The organism is Nonomuraea sp. NPDC048901, assembly GCF_040649695.1.
GTDB lineage: Bacteria > Actinomycetota > Actinomycetes > Streptosporangiales > Streptosporangiaceae > Nonomuraea.
In genome coordinates this window covers 236,920-260,621 of record NZ_JBEZFW010000008.1, presented here as the reverse complement: position 1 = coordinate 260,621, position 23,702 = coordinate 236,920, and the positions used below count along the sequence as shown (strand labels likewise).

At 69.8% G+C, this 23,702-nt stretch carries 22 protein-coding genes; 6 read left to right on the top strand and 16 right to left on the bottom strand.

What is annotated here, in order from left to right; all coding sequences use genetic code 11:
• Nucleotides 1-18: 18 nt before the first annotated feature.
• Nucleotides 19-726, top strand: a complete 708-nt coding sequence (locus AB0C30_RS28575) for a response regulator transcription factor (protein ID WP_357950122.1) — start codon at nucleotides 19-21, stop codon at nucleotides 724-726.
• Nucleotides 723-2,165: a HAMP domain-containing sensor histidine kinase gene (locus AB0C30_RS28570; protein WP_357950120.1), complete on the top strand. Its 1,443-nt coding sequence runs from the start codon at nucleotides 723-725 to the stop codon at nucleotides 2,163-2,165. The genes AB0C30_RS28575 and AB0C30_RS28570 overlap by 4 nt, the downstream gene beginning before the upstream one ends.
• Before the next feature lie 18 nt (nucleotides 2,166-2,183).
• On the opposite strand, the gene AB0C30_RS28565 is transcribed toward AB0C30_RS28570, so the two are convergent.
• The 11 genes from AB0C30_RS28565 to AB0C30_RS28515 all read right to left on the bottom strand — a co-directional run bounded on the left by AB0C30_RS28565 (nucleotide 2,184) and on the right by AB0C30_RS28515 (nucleotide 14,548).
• The gene (locus AB0C30_RS28565) at nucleotides 2,184-3,137 is read right to left on the bottom strand and encodes an electron transfer flavoprotein subunit alpha/FixB family protein (RefSeq protein WP_357950117.1); all 954 of its coding nucleotides are present in this window, start codon (nucleotides 3,135-3,137) and stop codon (nucleotides 2,184-2,186) included.
• Nucleotides 3,138-3,157: 20 nt separating this feature from the next.
• Entirely contained in the window at nucleotides 3,158-3,937 is a 780-nt protein-coding gene (locus AB0C30_RS28560) for an electron transfer flavoprotein subunit beta/FixA family protein (protein WP_357950116.1), read from the bottom strand.
• A 200-nt stretch (nucleotides 3,938-4,137) separates the two neighbouring features.
• Nucleotides 4,138-5,355 (bottom strand): serine/threonine-protein kinase, encoded by a 1,218-nt coding sequence (locus AB0C30_RS28555; RefSeq protein WP_357950114.1) that lies wholly within the window; start codon nucleotides 5,353-5,355, stop codon nucleotides 4,138-4,140.
• Between the two features lie 34 nt (nucleotides 5,356-5,389).
• Nucleotides 5,390-7,186: a serine/threonine-protein kinase gene (locus AB0C30_RS28550; protein ID WP_357950112.1), complete on the bottom strand. Its 1,797-nt coding sequence runs from the start codon at nucleotides 7,184-7,186 to the stop codon at nucleotides 5,390-5,392.
• Nucleotides 7,187-7,202: 16 nt separating this feature from the next.
• Nucleotides 7,203-9,293, bottom strand: coding sequence for a protein kinase (locus AB0C30_RS28545; RefSeq protein ID WP_357950110.1), 2,091 nt, complete (start codon nucleotides 9,291-9,293; stop codon nucleotides 7,203-7,205).
• 134 nt (nucleotides 9,294-9,427) lie between these two features.
• A complete protein-coding gene (locus AB0C30_RS28540) occupies nucleotides 9,428-9,940 on the bottom strand; it encodes a YbaK/EbsC family protein (protein ID WP_357950107.1) in 513 nt (170 codons plus the stop codon).
• Nucleotides 9,941-9,999: 59 nt separating this feature from the next.
• Nucleotides 10,000-11,550: an FAD-dependent oxidoreductase gene (locus tag AB0C30_RS28535; RefSeq protein ID WP_357950104.1), complete on the bottom strand. Its 1,551-nt coding sequence runs from the start codon at nucleotides 11,548-11,550 to the stop codon at nucleotides 10,000-10,002.
• Between the two features lie 211 nt (nucleotides 11,551-11,761).
• A complete protein-coding gene (locus AB0C30_RS28530; RefSeq protein WP_357950102.1) occupies nucleotides 11,762-12,604 on the bottom strand; it encodes a M55 family metallopeptidase in 843 nt (280 codons plus the stop codon).
• Nucleotides 12,601-12,876 carry a hypothetical protein gene (locus AB0C30_RS28525; protein WP_357950099.1) on the bottom strand — a complete coding sequence of 92 codons (276 nt, stop codon included), beginning with the start codon at nucleotides 12,874-12,876 and terminating at the stop codon, nucleotides 12,601-12,603. Before AB0C30_RS28525 ends, AB0C30_RS28530 begins: the two co-directional genes overlap by 4 nt.
• A complete protein-coding gene (locus AB0C30_RS28520; protein WP_357950096.1) occupies nucleotides 12,864-14,069 on the bottom strand; it encodes a DUF6395 domain-containing protein in 1,206 nt (401 codons plus the stop codon). The genes AB0C30_RS28525 and AB0C30_RS28520 overlap by 13 nt, the downstream gene beginning before the upstream one ends.
• Nucleotides 14,060-14,548, bottom strand: coding sequence for a hypothetical protein (locus AB0C30_RS28515; protein WP_357950093.1), 489 nt, complete (start codon nucleotides 14,546-14,548; stop codon nucleotides 14,060-14,062). Before AB0C30_RS28515 ends, AB0C30_RS28520 begins: the two co-directional genes overlap by 10 nt.
• A 376-nt stretch (nucleotides 14,549-14,924) precedes the next feature.
• On the opposite strand from AB0C30_RS28515, the gene AB0C30_RS28510 reads away from it, so the two are divergent.
• The 3 genes from AB0C30_RS28510 to AB0C30_RS28500 all read left to right on the top strand — a co-directional run bounded on the left by AB0C30_RS28510 (nucleotide 14,925) and on the right by AB0C30_RS28500 (nucleotide 17,289).
• A complete protein-coding gene (locus AB0C30_RS28510) occupies nucleotides 14,925-15,902 on the top strand; it encodes a phosphotransferase (protein ID WP_357950090.1) in 978 nt (325 codons plus the stop codon).
• Nucleotides 15,903-15,955: 53 nt separating this feature from the next.
• Nucleotides 15,956-16,495: a DinB family protein gene (locus AB0C30_RS28505; RefSeq protein ID WP_357950087.1), complete on the top strand. Its 540-nt coding sequence runs from the start codon at nucleotides 15,956-15,958 to the stop codon at nucleotides 16,493-16,495.
• A 248-nt stretch (nucleotides 16,496-16,743) separates the two neighbouring features.
• Entirely contained in the window at nucleotides 16,744-17,289 is a 546-nt protein-coding gene (locus AB0C30_RS28500; protein ID WP_357950084.1) for an RICIN domain-containing protein, read from the top strand.
• A gap of 54 nt (nucleotides 17,290-17,343) precedes the next feature.
• On the opposite strand, the gene AB0C30_RS28495 is transcribed toward AB0C30_RS28500, so the two are convergent.
• Entirely contained in the window at nucleotides 17,344-17,763 is a 420-nt protein-coding gene (locus tag AB0C30_RS28495; RefSeq protein ID WP_357950082.1) for a MarR family winged helix-turn-helix transcriptional regulator, read from the bottom strand.
• A gap of 61 nt (nucleotides 17,764-17,824) precedes the next feature.
• Between AB0C30_RS28495 and AB0C30_RS28490 the strand changes: the two genes are divergently transcribed.
• Complete coding sequence (locus tag AB0C30_RS28490) at nucleotides 17,825-18,628, top strand: alpha/beta hydrolase (RefSeq protein ID WP_357950079.1); 804 nt, start codon at nucleotides 17,825-17,827, stop codon at nucleotides 18,626-18,628.
• A gap of 4 nt (nucleotides 18,629-18,632) precedes the next feature.
• Here AB0C30_RS28490 and AB0C30_RS28485 read toward each other — a convergent pair whose 3' ends face one another.
• From AB0C30_RS28485 to AB0C30_RS28470, 4 genes are all read right to left on the bottom strand, one after another.
• Nucleotides 18,633-19,181, bottom strand: coding sequence for an SIS domain-containing protein (locus tag AB0C30_RS28485; RefSeq protein ID WP_357950076.1), 549 nt, complete (start codon nucleotides 19,179-19,181; stop codon nucleotides 18,633-18,635).
• Between the two features lie 150 nt (nucleotides 19,182-19,331).
• Nucleotides 19,332-21,563 carry a catalase/peroxidase HPI gene (gene katG / locus AB0C30_RS28480; RefSeq protein ID WP_357950074.1) on the bottom strand — a complete coding sequence of 744 codons (2,232 nt, stop codon included), beginning with the start codon at nucleotides 21,561-21,563 and terminating at the stop codon, nucleotides 19,332-19,334.
• Nucleotides 21,564-21,621: 58 nt separating this feature from the next.
• On the bottom strand, nucleotides 21,622-22,059 hold the full coding sequence (locus tag AB0C30_RS28475; protein WP_357950071.1) for a Fur family transcriptional regulator: 438 nt from the start codon (nucleotides 22,057-22,059) through the stop codon (nucleotides 21,622-21,624).
• 294 nt (nucleotides 22,060-22,353) lie between these two features.
• A complete protein-coding gene (locus AB0C30_RS28470) occupies nucleotides 22,354-23,625 on the bottom strand; it encodes a serine hydrolase domain-containing protein (protein WP_357950068.1) in 1,272 nt (423 codons plus the stop codon).
• Nucleotides 23,626-23,702: the final 77 nt, after the last annotated feature.

Below are 23,702 nucleotides of genomic sequence, written 5' to 3'. Positions count from 1 at the left end.
GGACAGGGAGGAAAGCAGTTGGGTGACGGCGAACGGCTGCTCGTGGTCGACGACGAACCCACCGTCAGGGAACTGCTCTCGGCGACCCTGCGCTTCGCCGGCTTCACCGTGAGCTCGGCCGAGAGCGGTGTCCAGGCGCTGGAGTCGGCCCGAGCCGACCCGCCCGACCTGGTGCTGCTCGACGTCATGCTGCCCGACCTGGACGGCTTCGAGGTCATCCGCCGACTCAGGCTGCTGCCCCGGGGCGACGGCCGGCCGGGACCCGTGCCGGTGCTGTTCCTGACGGCCCGCGACGCCACGGCAGACAAGATCAACGGGCTGCGGCTGGGCGGCGACGACTATGTGACCAAGCCGTTCGACCTGGAGGAGCTCCTGGCCCGCATCAGCGCCATACTCCGGCGCACGGGCGCGGCTCCCGGCAACGACACGCTGCGCGTGGCCGACCTGGAGGTCGATCCCGAGGGCCACCAGGTGACCAGGGCGGGTCAGGCCGTACGGCTGTCTCCGACGGAGTTCAGGCTGCTGCTCCATCTCGTGCTCAACGCCGGGCGGGTGCTGTCCAAGGCGCAGATCCTCGAACACGTCTGGCGCTACGACTTCGCCGGGGACTCCAGCATCGTCGACACCTACGTCAGTTACCTGCGCCGCAAGATCGACACCGGTGAGACGAAGCTGATCCACACCGTGCACGGCGTCGGATACGTGCTGCGCAGGCCCAAGCGATGATCAGGCGCCTGTCCCTGCGGCTCAGGCTGCTGGCCATCACGGTGGCGCTGCTGTTCGTCGGGCTGGTGGTGATCAGTTCGGTGGTCGTGCAGCAGCTGGAATCCCAGCTGCTGAGCAGGATCGACGCGAAGCTGGAACCCATGGGCAGCGCCCTGTCCATGATCCCGCCCGACCTGGCCGTCCGGCTGCGACAGGGCGCGGCGAACACCCCCCTGGCGCCGGGCGGGTCGCCGTCCGGCCCCGACGAGCGGGGGTACGCGGCCTACCTGTCCGCCAACGGCACGCTCCTGCGGGAGCTGACCACCGGGGGACGCCCCGAACTGCCCCGGCTGGACTCCGCGACCGTCGCCACCCGCGCGAAGCGGCCGTTCACCGTGAGCGGCGCCAATGACACGGCATGGCGGGCTGTGGCGCTGCCCAAGGCCGGACGGGACGGCTCCGCTCACGCCAGTGTCGTCGTCGCACTGTCGCTCGACGGCATGGACGCCACGATCGACCGGGTGCGGGTCGTCTGTCTCATCGCGGGTTCGGTGCTGCTGGCCTTACTCGCTCTCGTCGGCGGCGTGGCGATCCGGGCCGGGCTCGCGCCGCTGCGGCGGGTGGAGGAGACCGCGGCGGCCATCGCGGGCGGCGATCTGACCCGGCGCGTACCGTACCTGGCCATGCCGGGGACGGAGGTCGGGCGGCTCGCGCACGCGCTGAACGGCATGCTCGCCCAGATCGAGCAGGGGTTCGCCGCCCGCGCCGAGTCCGAGGCCCGTATGCGCGGGTTCGTCGCCGACGTCAGCCACGAGCTGCGTACCCCGCTGTTCGGCATCAAGGGGTTCTCGGAGCTGTATCGCATGGGCGGCACGGACGCCGACGCGGCGCTGGCCCACATCGAGAGCGAGTCCGGGCGTCTGGCGCGGCTGGTGGACGACCTGCTGCTGCTCGCCTTCCTTGATGAACCCACGACCGCGGGGCTCGACCTCACGCCCATGGACCTGCGTACGCTGGCCGCCGACGCGCGGCACGACTTCGCCGCGCTGGACCCGTCCAGGCCGATCGCGTTCACCGGCCCCGCCGGCGGCCCCGCGGCCAGCGCCCCCGTGCTGGGCGACGAGGCCCGGCTGCGGCAGGTGGTCAGCAACCTCGTCGGCAACGCCGTCACCCACACCCCGGCCGGCTCCCCGGTCAGGATCGGCGTCGGCACCCTCGGCGACCAGGCGGTGCTGGTCATCGAGGACGAGGGGCCGGGGCTCAGCGCCGAGGAGTCGGCCCGCGTCTTCGACCGCTTCTACCGCGCCGACGGCTCCAGGACCCGGTCCACGGGAGGGGCGGGACTCGGCCTGGCCATCGTGCGCTCCATCGTCGCCGCCCACGGGGGACGCGTGGAGGTCCGCTCCGCGCCGGGGCGGGGAGCGGCCTTCCAGGTCCTGCTCCCCGCCATCGACCAGTGACTCCGGCCCCAGCAAGCGCTACTTGCGCTTGGAGACCTCTTCGGTGAGCTGCGGCACCACCTGGTGCAGGTCGCCCACGACGCCGTAGTCGGCGAGCTCGAAGATCGGCGCCTCCGGGTCCTTGTTGATCGCGACGATGGTCTTCGCGGTCTGCATCCCGGCCCGGTGCTGGATCGCGCCGGAGATGCCGGCCGCGATGTACAGCTGCGGCGACACCGTCTTGCCCGTCTGGCCCACCTGGAACTGGTGGGGGTACCAGCCCGCGTCGGTGGCGGCGCGGGAGGCGCCCACGGCCGCGCCCAGGGCGTCGGCCAGGCCCTCGATGACCGAGAAGTTCTCGGCCGAGCCGACGCCGCGGCCGCCGGAGACCACGATCGCGGCCTCGGTCAGCTCGGGGCGCGCGCCCTTCTCCTGCTTCACGCGCTCCAGGACACGGGCGGCCTTGGCGGACTCGGTCAGGGTGACCGACACCTGCTCCTCGGTGCCCGCGCCCGCGGCGGCCTCGGGGGCCGTCGAGTTGGGGCGTACGGCGACGATCGGCGTGCCCTTGCGCACCTTCGAGCGGACGTTGACGCCGCCGCCGAAGATGGACTGGTCGGCCACGAAGCCCTCGCCGAGGCCCACGGCGTCAGTGATGACGCCCGAGTCGGTCTTGACCGCGAGCCGGCCGGCGACCTCCTTGCCCTCGGTCGTGGCGGCCACCAGCACGGCGGCGGGCGACTTGTCGGCCACGAGCTGGGCGAGCAGCTCGGCCTTGGGCGCGACGACGTAGTCGACGATCTCGTCGGCTCCGGCGACGTAGATCTTCTCGGCACCGTATTCGGCGAGCCTGGCCTTGGCCGCGTCGGTGATGCCGGGTCCGGCCCAGACGGCGGCCGGTGTGCCGAGCGAGCGGGCCAGGGTCAGCAGTTCGAGTGTGACCTTCTTGACCTCGCCGTCGACGTGCTCGACGAGAACGAGAATCTCCGACATATCAGCTGTCTCTCCCGTGCTCAGATGAACTTCTTGGACGCGAGGAAGTCGGCGGCCTTCGAGCCTCCGTCGCCCTCGTCCTTGACGATCGTGCCGGCCGCGCGCGGCGGGGCCGCGGCGAACTCGACGACCTCGGACCAGGCCGCGTCCAGGCCGACCTGGTCGGCCGCGATCTCCGCGTCGGCGATGGCCAGCGTCTCCACCGGCTTCTTCTTGGCCGCCATGATGCCCTTGAAGGACGGGTAGCGGGGGTCGTTGATCTTCTCCACCACGGACACGACGGCGGGCAACTGGGCCGCGACCTTGTCGAACCCGTAGTCGGTGATCCGCTGGATCACGATCTCGGAGCCCTCGATGTCGACCTTCTTGGCGAGGGTGAGCTGGGGCGTGCCCAGACGCTCGGCCAACATCGCGGCCAGCACGCCCGTACGCGCGTCGGTGGACTCCGAGCCCAGGATGACCAGGTCGAAACCGATCTTCTTGAGCACCTGTGCCATCGCATAGGAGGTCGACAGGGCGTCGGAGCCGTGCAGCGCGTCATCCGTCAGGTGGACGGCCTTGTCCGCGCCCATGGCCAGGGCCTTGCGGATGGTCTCGGTGGCCCGGCCCGGTCCCATGGTGAGAACGGTCACCTCACCGCCGTGGGCTTCCTTGAGCTTCAGGGCCTCCTCGACCGCATACTCGTCAAGCTCGTTCACCACGCCGTCGACGGCGTCACGGTCGAGCGTCTTGTCATCGGACCGGAGCTTGCGCTCGGTCGCCGTGTCGGGGACCTGCTTCACGCAGACGACGATGTTCATGGCCGGTGGCCGACCTCCCGTGTTCGCGTGCGCCGACGCTCGGCGCCTGATGCTTGCTGACAGACTGCCAGGTGTCCCATGGGGGCCGTGACAGCGGGTGCTCTCGCGGCCATGTTACCCATGAGTAGCTTAGGCGCAAGCAAGCAAGGCTTACGACAAAGCACTCACCACCCTACCGAACTTTATTCCGTTGCCTGAGTTCAGGCCGACATCAGGAAGACGACTCCGACCACCAGCGCCGTACCGGCGAACAGTGCGAGTGTGAACGTACTGAAGACCGTGCTCAGCCCCAGGCAGAGCCCCGCGGCGCCGAGCATCCCGGCGAAATCGAAGATGATCCGGCTCATCCGGAAGCGGCCGCGCCTGAACAGCGCCACCCCCGCGTCGGCCACCGCCACCAGCGCGTACGCGGCCAGCAGGAACAGCGTCACCTCCGGCAGCGGCTCCCGCGCGGCGGCGGCCAGCAGCGCCACGAACAGCCCGGAGCCGATCAGCCAGCGCCTGCGTACCTTCTCTCGATGCCTGGCCCTGGACTCCTCGACCGACGGACGGCCCCGCTCCTGGCCCGGCCGCCACTCCCGGGTCTCCAGGTCGTGCGCCTCACCGGGCCGGGGGCGCAGGGCCGTGGCGGGCGGGCGGATGGCGTAATGGACGGCCTCGACGCCGAGCCTGGCGCAGATCTGCGCGGCCGTCGGCCGCGCGAGCGGGTCGGTGGCCAGGCACTCGCGCAGCAGCGGGCTCAGCCAGTCGGGGACCCCCTCCAGGTCGGCGTCGTGGTGCACGACGCGGTAGGCGACCGCCGAGGCCGGTCCCTGCCCGTACGGCTGCCGCCCCGTGGCCGCGTAGGCCAGCGTGGCCCCGAACGAGAACACGTCGGCCGCCATCCCCGACTCCTTGCCCTCCAGCACCTCGGGCGCCAGATAGCCGGGCGTGCCCACCACGGCCCCCGAGGCCGTGACCGAGAGGGAGTCGAGCGCGCTGGCGATGCCGAAGTCGATGACCACCGGCTCACCTTCGGCCATCATCACGTTGGCCGGTTTCAGATCCCGATGCACGACGCCCGCCTCGTGCATGGCCAGCAACGCGTCGGCCAGTCCGGCGGCCAGCTGCCGGAGCTCGGCCACCGGCGTGGGGACCGCGCTGAGCGGCCTGCCCTGGACGTAACGGGTCACCAGATAGGGCTTGTCGACGTCGAGCGAGGCGTCCAGCACCTCGGCCACGTGCGGCCCGCCCACTAACCGCATCGTCTCCACCTCGCGCGCCAGCCGGGTCAGCGCGCCGCTGCCGGCCGTCACGTGCGGGTGCAGGACCTTGACCGCCACCGTACGACCCTCGGGGTCGAGCGCCAGGTGCACCTCACCGAACCCGCCCGCCCCGAGCCGGGAGAGTAACTGATACGGGCCCAGCCGCTCACTCATACCCCTTTTCTCCCCCCGGAGCGGGCCAAGACACTTACGACCAGGGTGACAGGAACCCCATCCCCACGCCGTCGAGCAGATCGTTGATCAGACCGGTGATCAAGCCCATCGTGCTCCGCCGCGCGTCGCTGGTCAGCTCGTTGATCACGGTCTCCGGAGCCCTCCAGGGCGCCCACGTCGGGGCCTGGCCCATCGCGAACATCACCGCGAACATCGCGGCCGTACCGACGATCAGTGCGGCGACCAGGGCCGCGCCGGGAGTGCGCAGGATGCCGGTGAGCGAGCGCGTGACCGCCTTGCGCGGCGCGCCGCCGCCCGGCAGCACGAACAGCCCGGCCGTGAAGGCGCCCGCGCCGTACGCGGCGGCGGCGTTGACGCTCATCCCGCCACCCCAGCGCAGCACGCCCCAGACACAGACGCCGAACATCAGCGCCAGCGGCACGTGGACCAGCGTCACGAGCGCGGCCTTGACCAGCGCCCACGGCGTGCCGACCAGGACGAGCAGCGGATCGGCCGCGCTGCTCCCCCGCACCTGCCGGCGCTTGACCATGTCGCCGAAGAGGTATTCGCCCACCCGCAGCACCAACGCCAGCGCGACCGCCACCGCGCTCACCGCGACGGGCAGCACGACGGCCAGCGCGGTCAGCGTGACCAGCAGCAGGAGGCCGACGAACTGGCTGCCGACCAGGTAGCGCTTGCGCTCGGCCGGCGGTGTGTACGGGGGCGGCGCGACCGGCCGCTGCTGACCCGCCTGGGTGGCCGGGCGGTAGGCGGGCGGGTGTGTCGGCGGCGCCGGGTAGCCCGCGACCCGCTGGTCGACGCGCGGGGCCGGGTGCCGCTCCGGCATCGGCGCCGGGACGTAGGGCGGCGGCCGCTCCTCGCGCGGCGGCTTCTCCTCGCGCGCGGGCGCGGGCGGGGTGCCGTACGCGACCGGCGGCAGCAGGTCGGAGTAGTTCTCCATGACCCGCGTCCGGTTGCCCATCCGCTTGGTCCCGGTCGGCCCGTCGGCGGACGTCTCGTGGAAGGAGGTCACCGACGGGTCCAGCGCCCTGGCCATCCGCAGGAGCTCCTGGGCGCCGGGCCGGGCACTGGGCTCGACCCGCAGCGCGCGGCTCAGCCAGCCGCGCAGCCAGGCGGGCGCCTTGTCGATCTGCGCGCGCCCTTCCATGATGTTGAAGCAGACCGCCTCGAACGTGCCCGTGCCGAACGGTGGCGCGCCCGTCGCGGCGAAGAACACCGTGGAGGCCAGCGCGTGCACGTCGGCCGCCTGGGTGATCTCCGAGTCGCGGATGATCTCGGGCGCCAGGTAGCCGGGCGTGCCGACGAACATGCCCGTCTGCGTCAGCCGGGTCGCGTTGACCAGGTGCGCGATGCCGAAGTCGATGACCAGCGGATCGCCGTTGACCAGCATCACGTTGGACGGCTTGAAGTCGCGGTGGATCACCTCGGCGGCGTGGATGGCCACCAGCGCCTGGCACAGGCCCTGGGCCAGCCTGATGACCTCGCGCGCCTCCAGCGCGCCCTCCGCCAGCACCGTCTCCTCGAGTGTGCGGCCGGGGGCGAAGCGGGTCACGACGTACGGCTGGCCGCCGACGAGCTCGGCGTCGAGCACCTCGGCCACGTGCGGGCTGCGCACCCGGCGCATGGTCTCGACCTCGCGCGTCAGCCGGTCACGGGCCTTCAGGTCGGCCGCGACATGCGGGTGCAGGACCTTGATGGCGACCTCGCGGCCCTCGGTGTCGAGGCCCAGGTGGACCACGCCCATGCCGCCTTCGCCGATCTTCCTGACCAGCCGGTAGGGGCCGAGCCGCTCCGGCGCCTGCGTGCTCATCGCCACCGTCCCGGCGTCATCCCCCTGTGCTCCCCTTCAGTCCGTTGAGCTGGGTCACCACAGGTCCGACGTTCAGCGGAGCCCATACGGCCCTCCTCGCGTTGTCGAACGAGCTGTAAGCGAGGATCAGGGAGAGCGCGGCCCCCGCCGCGAGAACTCCCACCATCACCATCGCCGCTGTTCTCGAGGGTACGAGCGATGAGAGGGTTCTGCGCATCTGCCTTCCAGGCCCCTCCACTCCGGGGCCCGCGCAGACGGTCCACAGGGCGATCGCCGCGCCCCAGGCCAAGGCGTTGTAGGGGTTCATCTTGACGAACACGGTGAGCAGCAGCGTCACCGGTAGCCCCAGGATAAGGGCGTAGAAGAACAGCGCGAACGTGATCCCCACCGACTTGGCCAGTTTTTTGGGGAAGGCGAAGACGCGCACCACGTCCAGCGCCGCCGACCCGGTGGACCTGCGCGCGACGAGCTCCGGCTGGGCCAGGTCGGCCGCGCGGAGCAGCACCACGACCGGGATCACCAGCAGGCCCACCAGCACGGGCGCCACCACGGCCACCATGATCATCACGATCAGCAGCATCGCGCTCGCCAGGCCGTAGGCCCGGGACCGCTGCAGCACCTGCCCAGGGCGGGCCGCCGGGATGAACGGCTCGCGCTTGGTCCGCAGGTCGGGCTGCTGCCCATAGGCGTCTCTCCTGGTCTGCGCCTCGTGCGGCAGGTAGGGCTGCGCCTGCGGATCGTGCGGGAACTGGCCCTGGACCGGGATGTAGGGCGGCGGTTGGACCGGGTTGCCTCGCCCGTAGTCGGGCGCTTCGGGGCGTACCCGGCGGGTGGGGACGTCGGGCGGGTCGGGGCGTACGCGCCGGGTGGGCACGTCGGCGTCGGCCGGCGACGGCGTGTGGCTGTTGCTCGGCTGATTGTTGCCCTGCTGATTGTTGCCCTGCCCGGAGACCTGCCACGGCTGCGGGTTGGCCTCGCGCTGCATTTTGCGCAGCTCTTCCGGGGTCACCCGGCGGGTCGGATAGGGGTCGCCTTGCTGCTCGGGGAGCAGCGAGACGTACTGCTGCTCCTGCGGCGGCGGCTGGGGCGGCTGACCCTGGGGCTGCCAGTTCGGGCCGGACCCCTGGTGCGGCTGGCCCGGGTGCGGGGGCTGCTGGCGCAGCTGGCCGTCGACGAGCCGGCGCGGCGTCATGGGCGGCGTCGAGATGTCGTACGAGGGCTTGTCGGCCAGCGGCTGCGGCGTCGGCAGCTCGAGCGACGGGTTGGAGCGGTCGGACCGGGGCACGGTCGAGATCTCGTCGCGCTCGTTGCCCGGCGGCCTGGGCAGCATCCTGGCAGTCTGCTCGGCCAGCTCGGCCGCCTTGGGCCGCTTGGCGGGGTTGCGCTGGAAGGCCGCCTTGAGCAGCGGCTGCAGCTCCTTCGGGGCCGCACTCACGTCGGCCTTGCCCGCGGTGATGTTGTAGAAGATCATCTCCAGCGTGCCCTTGCCGAAGGGCGGCTGGCCGGTGCCCGCGTACAGCAGCGTGCCCGCCCAGGCGTGGATGTCGACCTCGGGCCCGGCCTCCTGACCCTCGATGATCTCGGGGGCGAGGTATCCGGGCGTGCCGATGAACATCCCCGTCTGCGTCAGCCTGGTCGCGTCGACCGCCTGGGCGATGCCGAAGTCGATCAGGACCGGCTCGCCGTCGATGATCAGCACGTTGCCCGGCTTGAGGTCGCGGTGGATCACGCCGACCGCGTGCACGGCGGCCAGCGCGGTCGCGACCCCGTGCGCGATCTTGACCAGCGCGGGCAGGTCGAGCGGACCGTCGTCCTTGACGATCTCGTCGAGTGGCCGCCCGGCGACGTAACGCGTGACGATGTAGGGCCGATGACCCGTCACATCGGCGTCGATCACCTCGGCGATGTATTTGCTGCGCGCGCGGCGCATGGTCTCGACTTCACGCGACAGACGCCGCCTGGCGACCTCGTCGCCGGCGACCTCCGCGCGCAGGACCTTGACCGCCACCTGCCTACCCTGCGGGTCGACAGCGAGGTGGACAACGCCCATCCCGCCTTCGCCGAGCCGCCTGAGCAGCCGGTAAGGGCCGAGTCGGTCATCGTTCATGGCATGAAGCACCATACCGGCTTAATCCCCGCCCACGAGATGAACCATGAGGCCACATTCCCACTCGTACAACGTCCCGAAGGGGCCCATCGGTTTCCCATTCAACGGTCTCGAATTGGCTTCAGTTTCTGGCTTCAGTTGGCCAGGGGAAGGGTCTCCGCCCCCTTCAACCCGGCGAGCGCGGCCCCGGAGACGGCCAACTTCGACCGCCGAACCCCGCTTCCGATCACTACCCTGCTGTGCTCGGCGACCTTCGTGTCCACCAGGATCGGCCAGTCGGCGGGCAGGCCGAGCGGGGTGATGCCGCCGTATTCCATCCCGGTGAGCTCGACCGCCTCCGCCATCGGGGCGAAGCTCGCCTTGCGCGCGTCGAGATACCTGCGTACGACGCCGTTGACGTCGACCCGCATCGTCGCGAGCACCATGCACGCCGCATAGCGCGTCTCGCCGCCGCGCTTGGCCGCGACGACCACGCAGTTGGCCGACTCGTCGAGCGTCACCCCGTAGCGCTCGCAGAACGCCGCCGTATCGGCCAGCTCGGGGTCGATCTCGGCCACTTCGACGCCCGCCAGCCCCTGCACGGCAAGGGCCACCGGATCGGCCAGCAGGTCGGTCCGGTCGGTCGCGGGCACCCAGTCCAACGTCATCCCATCTCCTCGATCGCTCACTCAGGACCTTACGCCGGTCACCTGAGCAGCGCGCGACGTCACGGTGACTGCAGCACCCGTTGGTGCAGCTGGGTGACGGCGCCACGGGCCGACTCCATGGAGCCCGCCTGCCACGCGATCAGATGGGTGAGCCAGTCGCCCGCGAAGTAAACCCTTCCGCTGGGGCGTTGCAGAAGAGTGAAGGACGAATCAAAGGCGGGCCAGCGTACCCAGCCGCCCTGGATGTGCTCCTGGCGGTCCCAGGCGATGGAGACGCTGGAGAGAAGGTCCTTGCCGTACTTGTCGCCGTGGATCTTCCTGCCCTGGGTGAGGGCGCGGCGTCTGCGGTCATCCGGGGTGAGGGCGCCGTAGAGCTCGGCGTTCTGGTCGGTGTTGTAGTAGCCGACGAGCACGCCGCGCTGGGCGTGGAAGCCCGCCGACGGGTACCAGATGTGGGTGATGTCCAGGTCTGTCTCGGTCACGCCGCCGTAGATGCGGTCTTCCAGCTCCCACCAGCGCCGGCCGTACTCCAGGCCGATCTTGCCGCTTGCCACCGGGATGGGCGTCTTGAGCGCGGCCGTGACGGGGGCGCCGAGGTTGTGCGGGATCTTCGCGAGCAGGTGGGGCGGCAGGGTGGCGATGCAGTAGTCGGCCTTGAGAGAGCCGCCGTCCCAGGTCACCTCGACGCCGTCGGCCAGGTTGGTGATCTTGGTGACCTTGACGCCGGTCCTGATCCGGTCCGCGCCGACCGCCTCGGTGAGCTTGACGACGATGGCGTCCATGCCGCCGACGGGCTGCAGCATGGGGGTCGACTGCTCGTAGCCGAAGTCGTTGGTGATGGAACGGCCGGTGCCGGCGGCGAGGACCGCGTGCAGGGTGCCGGGGGCCGCGATGGGGGTGCCGCCGTCCAGCGCCGGATATTTCACGAAACCCCGGCGGTCGGAGCCTTCGTAATCGAGCTTGGGCCCCAGATCGCCGAACCTGCGCAGAAACTCCAGCAGTCGTTCCTGATCGTCCTTACCGACCTTCTTGTCGAGCGCCCCAACATTCGTCGCTTTAGCCAGCAGCTCCGCCACATACCCGTACATATCCGCACGCGCGGCCCTTGCCCGGATTGTCTGCCCGTTGGTGTGGACGAGCGCCTGACCATTGGTGTTGATGAACGTCTCGATCGGGATGCCCAGCTCACGGCAGTAGTCCAGGGTGACCATCCACGGCGCGATCCGCCCCGGGCCCGCGTTGAAGTAGACGCCCTCGCCGAACTTCACCTCCTGCGCGGGACCGTTGAGCTCGGTGAGCCGATCGCCGCCACGCAGCGTGAGGTTCCGGCCGCCGGCCCGGTCCTTGGCCTCCAGCAGCGTGCAGTCGTAGCCGGCCTTGCCCAGCTCGTACGCGGCGGTCAGCCCGGCGACCCCCGCCCCGATGATCACCACTTTGGCGGCCGCCTTGCCGCGCAGCGAGAAGTCGCCCTGCTGGGGCGCGGCGAAGTCCTTGTCCTGCTGGGACGGCGCCAGACCCAGCGCGCCCATGGCGGCGTACATGGCTCCCGCACCACCCACCGCCCCGATACCGACGAGTAACCCCCGCCGGGTCAGCGCCGCGCCCTCCATGCCACTCGCTCCCAACTATGCGGGCCTGCCATTCCGTTGGCCTGCGTGCGCTGACCTGCTCTTCACCCGCCTGCGTTGCCGACCGGCTCATCACCCGCCTGCGTACGCCGACCTGCTCCTCACCGGCCCGCATGCGCCGACCGGCCATTCACCAACCCGTATGCGCTGACCTGCCATTCACCAGCCGGCGGGCGTCTGCTCTTTGTGGCGTTCAACCGTAGGGGCCGCTGCCACAGGAGATCTGACCACCGATCGTGGCGAAGATACCGAACAGCGCCATGATCTGTGCGAAGTCATCGGTAGTGAACTCGGTGTGACGCGATCCCACCGCCTTCACGCCGGGAACAAGTCCGACGGCGGCCGCGATGGCGGTGGAGTTCCACTCCACCCCCAGCGTGTACGGCGCAGCCACCCGGTAAGGCGTGAAGTCGCTCAACCGCCCCAACGCCCTAGCCGTCGCCTCACGAATCCGAGCCTGGGCAACGCTCGGCGGCAGCAGTTCGGCCGAGAACTTGTCGATCCCCTTCTTGACCGCCACCGTCTCCACATCGCCGAGCAACTCGCGCGCCTCTTCACCGACGGCCTCGTCACCGGTCACCAGCACCACCGGAACACCGTGGAACCCCGCACACGCCGCCACCAGCCGCGTCTCACCGCACACCTCGCCGTTGAGGTAGACGTTCTGGATCTCCTTGCCCATCCAGGTGTGGTTGAGCACACCGTTCGTCACCCCCGCGCGGGCGTGGTACCCCACGAAACACGCGGCCTGGAACGACCCGTCAACCCCCTGCGCCATCCGCTGTGCCTTACCCGGCCCCCGGATGAGGGTGGCGCGCGGGTCCAGCAGGTCGATCCGCAGATTCTTGGTGGACCCGTGAGCGTCGTTCACCAGCACCGTGGTCGCCCCGGCCGCGAACGCCCCCTCGACGGCGGCGTTGGCATCGGCGGTCATGAGCTCGCAGCCCCGCTCATAGCCCCGCTTGCCCGCGTGCATCTCCTCAGGGTCGGTGAGCCCGGTCACGCCCTCCATGTCGACCGACAAGTACACCTTCACAGTCCCACTCCCTCACCTGCGCACCCGACATCGACCAACGGCGTATCGACCATAGGCGGATCCGCCGAAACCGAATCGATCAACAGCAGATCGGCCGAAATCGTATCGACCAACGACAGATCGGCCGAAGGAGAACCGACCGAAGACCGATCGACCGCCGGGGAATCGACCGAAGGCCGATAGGCCGAAGCCGTATCGGCCATCGGCGGGTCGGCCATCGGCGGGTCGAGCAAGAGGGATCGAACAGGGCGTGAGAGCGTCACATACCCCATGTCTCCACCCGGCGGACCTCGGCCTCGGTCATGAGCCCGACCTTGGACGTCATGAACCCGGTCGCCTGCTCACGCCACTGGGCCGGGATCTCGTCGAGCGCCGGCGGGTAGCAATGGTCGAGCCAGCTCGTCGACTCCTCCGTGGCGTCGAAATAGTCGAGCGCCTTCCCGAACAGCGTGTCCTCGATGCCGGGCACCCTCGCCAGGCCGTACTCGACCATCTCCTGTCCCCCGTACGGCGGAGGCTGGAGCCACTTGCGCACCCGGGGGTCATCGGCGGTGAAGGGCGTGTCGAGCGGCCGCCGTTCGACGGCGGCCTGAATGAGCTCCTTGTACAGGCACTTGCCACATCTGCGACACGGACCGTCGGTGCCCTGCAGGCACCATCGGACGTGCTCCTTGAGCTCCGAGTTCAGCGCCAGCCGCATGGTGACCGCTTCACTCACGCCGCCCACGGGAAGCACGATGTGTACGCCCGCCGCCGCGAACAACCGCCCCCACGCCCCGTGCGGCGCCCACATCAGGTTGTCGGGCGTGTAACGCAGAAGATAGCGATCCCCGCCGAGCCACCGTGAACCCAGTTCATACCCGAACGCCAGTCCACCGAGATCCATCTGGTCGGCGAGCAATAACGCCCCTGCCGCGACCGCGTGGTGTTCCGGGTATCCGGGCCGGGGCTCGGACAACGTGAATTCCAGGTCGGAGTCCACCACGGTGAGTTCCCGTCCGGTGCGCCTGGCCAGCCTGGCAAGGACGTCGGAGCGGTAGTGCGGCCACCGGTTCGGCACGCGGGGGTGCGGCACACGCCGGAAGTGCACGAACGGCGCCTCGGGATAGATGGTCGCCGCCGCCACGGAGTCCGCGCCACCGCTGTAGGAGATCGCCAGGTTCGTCCCGGTACGCCGGGCCTCCGCGCCAACCGGCCCGGCCTCGATCCCCCACCCGTCGTGCAGCGCGGCGGCCACTTCAGGGGAGATGGCCCGGTCGAACACGATCTCCTTACGCGTCCACGGCGCCACCACGGTCCACGCGGCGACGGCGAAGAGGTCGGGGTGCGCGTCTCCGGGCACCCCGGCGATGGTGCAGGAGTTGGTGGCCAGCTTGACCGGGTGCTCGTCGGCAGCTCTGCCGGTGATCTCGTCGTCGGCCCCGAGCCGGAACGTCAGCTCGCCTCCCGACCAGCTCACGCGCATGACGAATCCTCCGTCCGCGCAGCCTCACGCGGACCCGACGCCTGAGCACCATCCCCCGAACTCGACACCTCCGCGCCGTCACGCGGGCCCGGCGTTTGCGTGCCGTCGCCGGACCTGGAGGCTCGTACGCCCTCCCCGGAATCTGACGTCCGTGACTTGAGGTCGTCGATCGCCTGCCAGAGGAGGACCTCGTTCTGGAGCACGCCGTCCAGCGCCTTGGCCGTCTCCTGAGCCAGGCGGTGCGTGTCGTCGAGCCGGGCTTTGTCCGTGGGGGCGCTGGTGGGGGTGGTGGTGGCGGGTCTGGCGTTTCGTAGACGCTCGACCTCGTCCTGCAGGCTCGCCATCTCCCGGCGCAGGGTCTGGACCTCCCAGAGAGCGTCCCTGATGTCCTGACGGTGATCGCCGATGGAGATGTAGCGGGAATCGAACCACGTGCGCACGGCTTTGCGCAGGCGGGCGGGGACCAGGACGCGCATCATGAAACGCCACGATAGTGGCAAATCCACGGCCGCTAGGACGCTGTTTCCGAATGGCAACCAAGCTATCTAACTGGTGTCAACTTCCGCTGTCGCGACGGATAAATCGGCAGGCGTCCCACCACTCGTATCGCCCATACTCAGTTGTGTGAATCTCGGCGGCGTCCGCGGCGGTGGTGTCGTCGGCAGTGGCGGCGTCAGGCACGGCAGCAGCATCCGTGGCGTCGGCGGCGGGAGCAGCAGTGTCGCCCAGATTGTCGCCGCGTCCACCCGCCGTCCGCCACCCGCCACCCGCCGTTCGCCGTCCGCCGTCCGCCGTTCGTCCTGCTGTCTCCAGGAGTCTGGTCGTGTCGTCCTTCCTGTCCTCAGGAGTCTGATCATGGTCCATGAGCTGGTCGCCCACGTACGGGAGGCGTTCGGGTGGGGTGAGGACGTTGTGGTGTCCGCAGGGCCGCGGGGCGCGCTGGGGCAGATCTGGCGGCTGGACGTCGGCCCGGCACGCTACGCGCTCAAGGAGATCTTCGCCGAGCCGCCGTCGGAGGCGTTGATCCAGGCGGAGCTGGCGTTCGGGCGGCGGGCGGCCGAGGCAGGGGTACGGCTGCCGGCCAGTCACCCCGACCGCGACGGGCGCCATCTGCTTGAGCCGCCCGGTGGGACGTGGCTGCGCGTGTACGACTGGCTCGACCTGCGGCCGGTCGAGCTGACGGCACCGGCCACACCGGGAGAGATCGGGGCGCTGCTCGCACGCCTGCACCGGTGCGCCCCGGCCGCGACGGTCGAGCCGGACGGCGGACCGCCCGCTCGCTGGTACGACCGCGTTCCCACCACGCCCGAGTGGGCGGAGGTGGCCACATCGGGTGCGGTGTGGGCCGCGAGACTCGCCGATCTGCTGGCCACGCTCCCAGAGCTGTGCGCGGCCGTCTCGCCGGTCGATCCCGCCGAGCTGATCGTCTGCCATCGCGACCTGCACCCGGAGAACGTCCTCGCCGACTCCGCCGGCGCGCTCGTGGTCATCGACTGGGACAACCTCGGACCGGCCATGCCGGGCCGGGAACTGGCGCGGGCGCTGTTCGACTGGTTCTGCGACGACTCGACCGCCGACCTCGAAGCCATGCGCGGCATGTATGAGGCGTACATAAGCGAGGGCGGTCCGGGCCGCATCACGGGCCCGGCGGACTTCACCATGCTTCTCGCGTCCCACCTGAACTTCCTGCTGGTCCAGGCCCGCGTCGCCCTCGACCCGCACGCCGAGCGGCGGCACCGCGAGTGGGCGGAACGTGAGATCGACGAGGCGCTGCGCATCCTGCCGACCGCACGGCAGCTGACCGACGTGCTGGAACTCACGCGCGGCCGCTAACGCACCGGGGCGAGGGCGACGGCCGCCCTGGAAGGTGGGTAGACTCCCCGCGCGTGATTGACCTGGACGAGCATGGCCGCCCCGAACCTCCGGTCGCGGCCGACGAAACCGCCACCCTCCTCGGCTACCTGGACTACCAGCGCGCGACCCTGGAGTGGAAGTGCGCCGGGCTGGACGCGGCCGGCCTGAACGCGACCGTCGGCGCCTCGACGATGACCCTCGGCGGGATGCTCAAGCACCTGGCCTATGTCGAGAGCTGGTGGTGCTCCCAGCGACTGTACGGGCACGCCCCGGAGCCCCCGTGGGACACCGTGGACTGGGAGGCCGATATCGACTGGGACTGGCACTCGGCCACCGAGGACACCCCTGAGCAACTCCTCACGCTCTGGCAGGACACCGTGGCCCGCTCCCGCTCCCTGGTCGCGGACGCGCTGGCTGACGGCGGCCTGGACCGGCTGGCCGTGCGCCCCTGGGCCGACGGCCGGGTACCCAGCCTCAGGTGGATCCTGTTCCATCTGGTCGAGGAGTACGCGCGGCACAACGGCCACGCCGACCTCCTCCGCGAGGCGGTGGACGGACGCACCGGGGAGTAGCCACCGAACGGGCGACTCCCAGGCGACCCATCTGGCCGAACGGACGACCCACCTGATCGATCAACCCGGTGGACCCCTGCGAGGCGGCCCGAACCCGGACCACCTGGACGCGGCACTCGCCGCCTCGTAAACCAGCTCATCTACGCCACGCGACACGAATATCATCACGGATAGCGACTCGCCGATGCGCTGAGTGATTCATGTTACGACGGACCTGCTGATCTTTCGAGAGCGTCTCAGGAGGTTCGATGACACTCATTCACGCTGGTCAAGCAGTCGCTGTCGCGGCCGCTCTGCTCGTTGCCCCGTTCACGGCGGCGTCGGCGGCGAACGCCGACACCGCCGGCGCGGCGCAGCGGCTCCTTCCCAAGTTCTCGGCGACCCTGGTGGCCCGTCACAGCGGCAAGTGTCTCGACGTGGCGGGCGTCAGCACCGCCGACGGGGCCAACGTCCACCAGTGGACCTGCATCAACGGGCAGGCCAACCAGGAGTGGAACTTCGTGGCGACCAGCGACGGCTACTACACCCTCCGTGCGACGCACAGCGGCAAGTGTCTGGACGTGTCGGGCGTCAGCACGGCCGACGGCGCCAACGTCCACCAGTGGACCTGCCTCAACCAGCAGCGCAACCAGGAGTGGCGGCTCGTCCAGAAGGACAACGGCTACTTCTCCCTCGTCGCTCGCCACAGCGGCAAGTGCCTGGACGTGGCGGGCGTCAGCACGGCCGAGGGAGCCAACGTCCATCAGTGGACCTGCCTGATCGGACAGCGCAACCAGGAGTGGCGACTCGCCTGAGCGACGACACCTGAGATGGCGGCGCCGTACACCACACGCGCGTGGTGTACGGCGTCAGGCGTCTCCGCCGTAGTTGAGGCGTTGCAGGAGATCGAGCAGGGTCGCGCGGTCGCCTGGCGACAGGGGGGCAAAGCAGTCGGTCAGGACCTCGTCGGCGACCCGGTGCCCCGCGTCGAGCATCTGCTCGCCGGCCGGTGTCAGATGGTGCTCGATGCGTCGCCCATGACCTGGCCGGCGCTCGATCAGGCCCTGAGCCGTCAGCCGGCCGGCGAGTGTGCCGAACGCCTGCTCGCTCTGGAATGTCGCCGAGGCCAGGGCGCGCGCCGGCGCCCCAGGTGACCGGCTGATCGCCCGCAGGGCATCCCACTGGGCCAGCGTGGTGCCGATGGCGGCGAGCCGGCTGTCCAGCGCCCGGTGCTGCCGGTATTGGGCTTGCTTGACCGCTCTTCCAAGGACCTGCAGTTCACCGAACACGAATCGAGTTTAGCAGCTACTCAACTAGCTTATATCAACAAGTTTAGTTATGGTGTGGGCCATGCCTACGACAAGCCACACCATCGCGCTCTACCCGGACCTGCCGCTCACCCTGTCCGAGGCCGGAACCGGCCGGCCCGTCCTGATCCTGCACGGCGGTGGCGGCCCGGCCACCGTCGCCGGGCTCGTCGACCATCTCGCGCAGACCGGCCACGCCATCGCCCCCACGCACCCCGGCTGGGACGGCACCGACCGCCCCGGCTGGTTCACCGGCATCGACGATCTCGCCCTCGCCTACCTGCACTATCTTCACGACCGGCAGCTGTCCGACGTGCTGGTCATCGGCTCCTCACTCGGCGGCTGGACCGCCGCCGAGATGGCCGTACGCGACAACGCGGGGATCATCACCGGGCTCGTCCTGATCGACCCCGTCGGAGTGCATGTCGAGACCGAGCCGACCAGAGACTTCTTCGCTCTCGACGCTCGTGGCGTCGCCGAGTACTCCTGGCACAACTCGGACCGCTTCTACGTCGATCCCGCCGACATCCCCGCCGGGCAACTCGCCCTCCGGCAGGGCAACATGGCCACCATGCGCGTCCTGGCCGGCGACCCGTACATGCACGACCCCAAGCTCGCCCACCGCCTGGCCCGCGTCGACCTGCCCACCCTGCTGCTCTGGGGGGAAAGCGACCGCATCGTCACCCCCGCCTACGGCGCGGCGTACGCGGCCGCCTTCGGCAACGCCCGGCTTCAGATCATCCCCGAGGCCGGCCACCTGCCACAGATCGAGCAGCCGGGAGCCACCTTCGCCCTGATCGACGCGTACATGCGCCAGACGAGCACCGCCACCGTCAAGGCCCAGTGACCCATCACTCCATGTTGGTGTGCCTGGCGCGCATCGCCTCTCCTGTGGCGCCGATCAGCGCCCCGAGCTTCAGCACCATCACTTCGAACAGCACGAACAACGCGCCTTCATAGGCCGACCCCATCGGCAGCACGGATGTACGCCACTCGCCGGCCATGGTCTGCGCCGGGATCACGAGCACGGCGTCGGCGAGCTCCGCGGCACCGCTCTCGGGCTCGGCGGTCAGCAGCAGGTTCGTCGCACCCGCCGCCGTCGCCGTCCGCATCAGCGCCAGGACCGTGGACGCTTCGCCGGGGCCGGAGGTGGCGAGGAAGACGTCCTCGCGTCCCAGCGCCGGCATGGTCATGTCGCCGACCACCGCCACCGGCAGACCGAGATGGAACAGGCGCATCGCGAAACCCTTGATCTGCAGCGCCTCCCGGCCGCAGCCGTAGACGCCGATCGTTCTGGCGTCGGCGATCAGCCGGCAGGCCGCGTCGATCGACTCTTCGTCGACGTTCGCGAGCACGGCGCCGAGCTCGTCGAGCACGCCGCGAAAGAGGTCGTCATTCACGACACCCGGTGACATACCTGCATGGCTACCCGGTACTGCCCGTTCATATGACAAAACGTCCAGGTCGGCCGAGGTGTGGGCCGACCTGGACGTCAACGGTCAGACGGATCAGACCTTAAGGATCAGACCTTAAGGATCAGACCTTAAGGATCAGACGAGGTCGAACCGGTCCAGGTTCATGACCTTGTCCCACGCGGCGACGAAGTCCTCGACGAACTTCTTCTTCGCGTCGTCGCTCGCGTAGACCTCCGCGAGCGCGCGCAGCTCGGAGTTGGACCCGAAGACGAGGTCGACCCGGCTACCGGTCCACTTGACCTCGCCCGTGACGGCGTCGCGGGCCTCGAACGTGGTCGCGTCCTCGGACGTCGCCTTCCACGTCGTACCCAGCTCGAGCAGGTTGACGAAGAAGTCGTTCGTCAGCGACCCGGGGGTCGCGGTGAGGACGCCGAGCGACGACTGCTGGTGGTTCGCGCCCAGGACGCGCAGACCACCGACGAGGACCGTCATCTCGGGGGCGCTCAGGGTCAGCAGGTTCGCCCGGTCGAGCAGCAGGTACTCGGCCGGCAGCCGGTTGCCCTTCCCGAGGTAGTTGCGGAACCCGTCGGCAACCGGCTCGAGCGCGGCGAACGACTCCACGTCGGTCTGCTCCTGCGCGGCGTCCACGCGACCCGGCGTGAAGGGGACCTCCACGTCGAAGCCGGCGGTCTTGGCGGCCTGCTCGACGGCCGCGGCACCGGCGAGCACGATCAGGTCGGCGAGCGAGATCTGCTTGCCGCCGGTCTGGGCGGCGTTGAAGGTGCTCTGGATGCCCTCCAGGGTACGCAGCACGATCGCCAGCTGGTCGGGGTCGTTGACCTCCCACCCGCTCTGGGGCTGGAGGCGGATGCGCGCGCCGTTGGCGCCGCCGCGCTTGTCGCTGCCACGGAAGGAGGACGCCGACGCCCACGCGGTGGACACCAGCTGGGACACCGACAGGCCCGAGGCCAGGACCTGGCCCTTGAGTGCGGCGATGTCCGCGGCGTCGACGAGCTCGTGCGTCACGGCGGGGAGCGGGTCCTGCCACAGCAGCGTCTCGGCCGGGACCTCCGAGCCGAGGTAACGCACGATCGGGCCCATGTCGCGGTGGGTCAGCTTGTACCAGGCGCGGGCGAAGGCGTCCGCGAACTCGGCGGGGTTCTCGAGGAAGCGGCGCGAGATCTGCTCGTAGATCGGGTCGACGCGGAGCGCGAGGTCGGTCGTCAGCATCGTCGGTGCGACGCGCTTCGACGGGTCGTGGGCGTCGGGGACGGTGTCCGCCCCGGCTCCGTCCTTCGGCCGCCACTGGTTGGCGCCGGCGGGACTCTTGAACAGCTCCCACTCGTAGCCGAACAGGATCTCGAAGAAGCTGTTGTCCCACGTCACGGGGGTGTTGGTCCAGATGCCCTCAAGGCCGCTGGTGATCGCGTCGGCGCCCTTGCCGGTGCCGAAGGAGTTCCGCCAGCCGAGGCCTTGCTCCTCGATCGAGGCGGCCTCGGGGTCGGGGCCGACGTTGTCCGCGGGGCCCGCGCCATGGGTCTTGCCGAAGGTGTGACCGCCCGCGATCAGGGCGACCGTCTCCTCGTCGTTCATCGCCATCCGGCGGAAGGTCTCACGGATGTCGCGAGCCGCGGCGAGCGGGTCCGGATTGCCGTTCGGACCCTCCGGGTTGACGTAGATGAGGCCCATCTGTACCGCGCCGAGGGGGCTCTCGAGCTCCCGGTCGCCGGTGTAGCGCTCGTCGCCGAGCCAGGTGGTCTCGGGGCCCCAGTAGACGTCCTCGTCGGGCTCCCAGACGTCCGCGCGACCGCCGCCGAAGCCGAAGGTCTTGAAGCCCATCGACTCCAGGGCCACGTTGCCGGTGAGGATCATGAGGTCGGCCCAGGAGAGCTTCTGGCCGTACTTCTTCTTGACCGGCCACAGCAGGCGGCGCGCCTTGTCGAGGTTGCCGTTGTCCGGCCAGCTGTTGAGGGGGGCGAAGCGCTGCTGCCCGGCCCCGGCGCCGCCGCGGCCGTCGCTGATCCGGTACGTGCCCGCACTGTGCCACGCCATCCGGATCATGAACGGGCCGTAGTTGCCGAAGTCGGCCGGCCACCAGTCCTGCGAGGTCGTCAGGACCTCGGCGATGTCCCGCTTGACGGCCGCGAGGTCGAGGGTCTTGAACGCCTCGGCGTAGTCGAACTCCTCACCGAGCGGGTTGGCCACGGCGGGGTTCTTGGCGAGGATCCTCAGGTTGAGCCGCTCCGGCCACCACTGGCGGTTCCCGCCGCCTTGAGTCGGGTGCGGGGCGCGCTCGTGCGCGACCGGGCAGCCACCTGCTCCCTCCGTCTTCGGGTCGGTGACGATCGCGTCATGGTTCTCGGTCATGGAAATCCTTCCGGACTATGTGGATCACGTGCTCAGGAAGTACGGGCGGTTGAACAGCTCAGGAAGTACGGGCGGTTGAACAGCCGGGGCACAGGCCCCAATAGATGACCTCGGCCTCGTCGACCGCGAAGCCGTGCTCGTCGGAGGCGGTCAGGCAGGGCGCCTCGCCGACCGCGCAGTCGACGTCGGCGACGGCACCGCACGACCGGCACACGATGTGGTGGTGGTTGTCCCCCACGCGCCCCTCGTACCGTGCCGGGCTGCCGGCCGGTTCGATCCGGCGTACGAGTCCCGCTGCGGTGAGCGCGTGGAGCGCCTCATAAACGGCTTGCAGCGAGATGTGGCCCACGCGATCGCGCACCCCGGAGGCGATCGCCTCGACGCCGAGGTGGTCACCGTCCCGGACGGCCTGGAGCAGCGCGACGCGGGCCGCTGTCACCCGCAGGCCGGCGCCGCGCAACTCCTCGGCGATGGTCGGAGTGCTGGATGCGGTCATGCGACCAAACCTACCTACATAAACACGAATGGTACAAGATAACGAATTATCCAAGTCTAGTGCGCACCTGGGCACCGTTCATCTCATAGCGGCGCGACACGCCGTCTGGAGAGTGAGCCTGGGGAGCGCGGCCGCCCTAGGACGCCGTCAACCAACGTGACACCAGCCACCACATAGGCCCGAGCTGTGGAACCAAGGCGACGGCCACACCGAGCTCAACGAGCTCGGCGTGGCCGGTTTGCTCCACCTGATGCACGACCGGAGGGAGTCCACCCTCAAGCCGTACGGTTCGCTCTACTGAACCAGGTTGGCCTGGTCTGCCGCCCCCGCCTGCCCGCCGCAGAACACCGCCTTGATGAGTTTGTCCAGGGCCTTCGGGAACACCACTGACTGGTCGACTGCGGCGTCCCCCATGGTCAGCGAGGCGGTCAGGGTCCTGCTGCCGTCAGGCGTGCTGTACATCAGCGACCCGTAGCCCCCCGGAGGGCTGCCGTCGTGGTTGAGGATGATGCCGGCGCAGTCCGGGCCGGTGTCCAGCACATACTGACCGAGTCCGTACTGGCCGAAGAGGCCGGTGCTCCTCGGGTCCGGCTTGCGCATCTCGGCCAGCAGCGAGGCCGGCAGGAGCTTGCCACTCTGCAGGGCGGAGAAGTACGTCTGGAGATCCTGGGTGGTCGAGATCATGTCACCGGCGCCGGCCAGCAGGGAGAGGTTCTGACGGGTGACGTCGACCACCTTCCACTGGTCGGCGTCCTGGTAACGGTAGTAGCCGTGGGCGTACGGTCCGGGGAGCTCGGTCCGGTTGCCCGGCACCACGGTGCCCCGCAGGCCGAGCGGCCCCAGGATCCGCCGCCGCATCTCCTCGGCGTACGAGCGGCCGGTGACCTTCTCGATCAGCAGCAGGGCCAGCGTGTAGTTGGTGTTGGCGTAGCTCCAGTTCGTCCCCGGCGCGAACTTCGCCGGTTTGGACAACGCCAGCCGTACCAGCTCCTCGGGCTGGTAACCGTGGAACCGGTTGTCCACCCACTCTTTGCCCGTGGCGGGGATCCCCGGCACGAACGTCCCGTCGTTGTAGTACTCGCCGGTGTAGTTGAACAACCCGCTGGTGTGCTGCAACATCATCCGCACGGTGATCCGCCGGTCCAGCCCGAGCTTGGGCAGGTAGCCGGCCACCGGGCTGTCCAGCCCGATCTTGCCCTCGGCCACCAGCTGCAGCACCAGGGTCGCGGTGAAGCTCTTGGTGGAGCTGCCGATCCAGAACCGCCCGTTGGTCGGCGGCTTGGCGACCTCGCCCAGCTTGCGCACCCCGGCGCTGCCGACCCAGTCGCCCTGCTGATCGTGTACGCGTAGCTGCAGCCCGGCGTAACCGGAATCGACGACCTCCTGGATGACCTGCTGCAGCTCCGGGCGATCCGGCCCGGCGGCGGCCTTCGGCACGGCCACACTGTCGGCCGCGGCCACCCCGGGTGTGGCCACCCCAGCTAACAGCGCGGCCGCCAGCGCCGTGAGAGCCACTCGCCGGAAGACCTTGGTCGCCCTGATCGCTGGTGGGAATGCGGGTTTCATAGTTCCTCGTCTCTGGTGTCGCGCTTAGGCGAAGAGCTCATCGATGAGCCGCTGCACTGCCTTCTGGAACGCCCCTG

Bases quoted from the DNA above. Each gene is read 5' to 3' on its own strand.
- AB0C30_RS28490 (WP_357950079.1), top strand. From the start codon at position 17,825: ATGCCTACGACAAGCCACACCATCGCGCTCTACCCGGACCTGCCGCTC.
- AB0C30_RS28520 (WP_357950096.1), bottom strand. From the start codon at position 14,069: ATGCGCGTGAGCTGGTCGGGAGGCGAGCTGACGTTCCGGCTCGGGGCC.
- AB0C30_RS28525 (WP_357950099.1), bottom strand. From the start codon at position 12,876: ATGGGGTATGTGACGCTCTCACGCCCTGTTCGATCCCTCTTGCTCGAC.
- AB0C30_RS28545 (WP_357950110.1), bottom strand. From the start codon at position 9,293: ATGAACGATGACCGACTCGGCCCTTACCGGCTGCTCAGGCGGCTCGGC.
- katG (WP_357950074.1), bottom strand. From the start codon at position 21,563: ATGACCGAGAACCATGACGCGATCGTCACCGACCCGAAGACGGAGGGA.
- AB0C30_RS28540 (WP_357950107.1), bottom strand. From the start codon at position 9,940: ATGACGTTGGACTGGGTGCCCGCGACCGACCGGACCGACCTGCTGGCC.
- AB0C30_RS28515 (WP_357950093.1), bottom strand. From the start codon at position 14,548: ATGATGCGCGTCCTGGTCCCCGCCCGCCTGCGCAAAGCCGTGCGCACG.
- AB0C30_RS28510 (WP_357950090.1), top strand. From the start codon at position 14,925: ATGGTCCATGAGCTGGTCGCCCACGTACGGGAGGCGTTCGGGTGGGGT.
- AB0C30_RS28535 (WP_357950104.1), bottom strand. From the start codon at position 11,550: ATGGAGGGCGCGGCGCTGACCCGGCGGGGGTTACTCGTCGGTATCGGG.
- AB0C30_RS28475 (WP_357950071.1), bottom strand. From the start codon at position 22,059: ATGACCGCATCCAGCACTCCGACCATCGCCGAGGAGTTGCGCGGCGCC.
- AB0C30_RS28555 (WP_357950114.1), bottom strand. From the start codon at position 5,355: ATGAGTGAGCGGCTGGGCCCGTATCAGTTACTCTCCCGGCTCGGGGCG.
- AB0C30_RS28500 (WP_357950084.1), top strand. From the start codon at position 16,744: ATGACACTCATTCACGCTGGTCAAGCAGTCGCTGTCGCGGCCGCTCTG.
- AB0C30_RS28570 (WP_357950120.1), top strand. From the start codon at position 723: ATGATCAGGCGCCTGTCCCTGCGGCTCAGGCTGCTGGCCATCACGGTG.
- AB0C30_RS28470 (WP_357950068.1), bottom strand. From the start codon at position 23,625: ATGAAACCCGCATTCCCACCAGCGATCAGGGCGACCAAGGTCTTCCGG.
- AB0C30_RS28560 (WP_357950116.1), bottom strand. From the start codon at position 3,937: ATGAACATCGTCGTCTGCGTGAAGCAGGTCCCCGACACGGCGACCGAG.
- AB0C30_RS28565 (WP_357950117.1), bottom strand. From the start codon at position 3,137: ATGTCGGAGATTCTCGTTCTCGTCGAGCACGTCGACGGCGAGGTCAAG.
- AB0C30_RS28550 (WP_357950112.1), bottom strand. From the start codon at position 7,186: ATGAGCACGCAGGCGCCGGAGCGGCTCGGCCCCTACCGGCTGGTCAGG.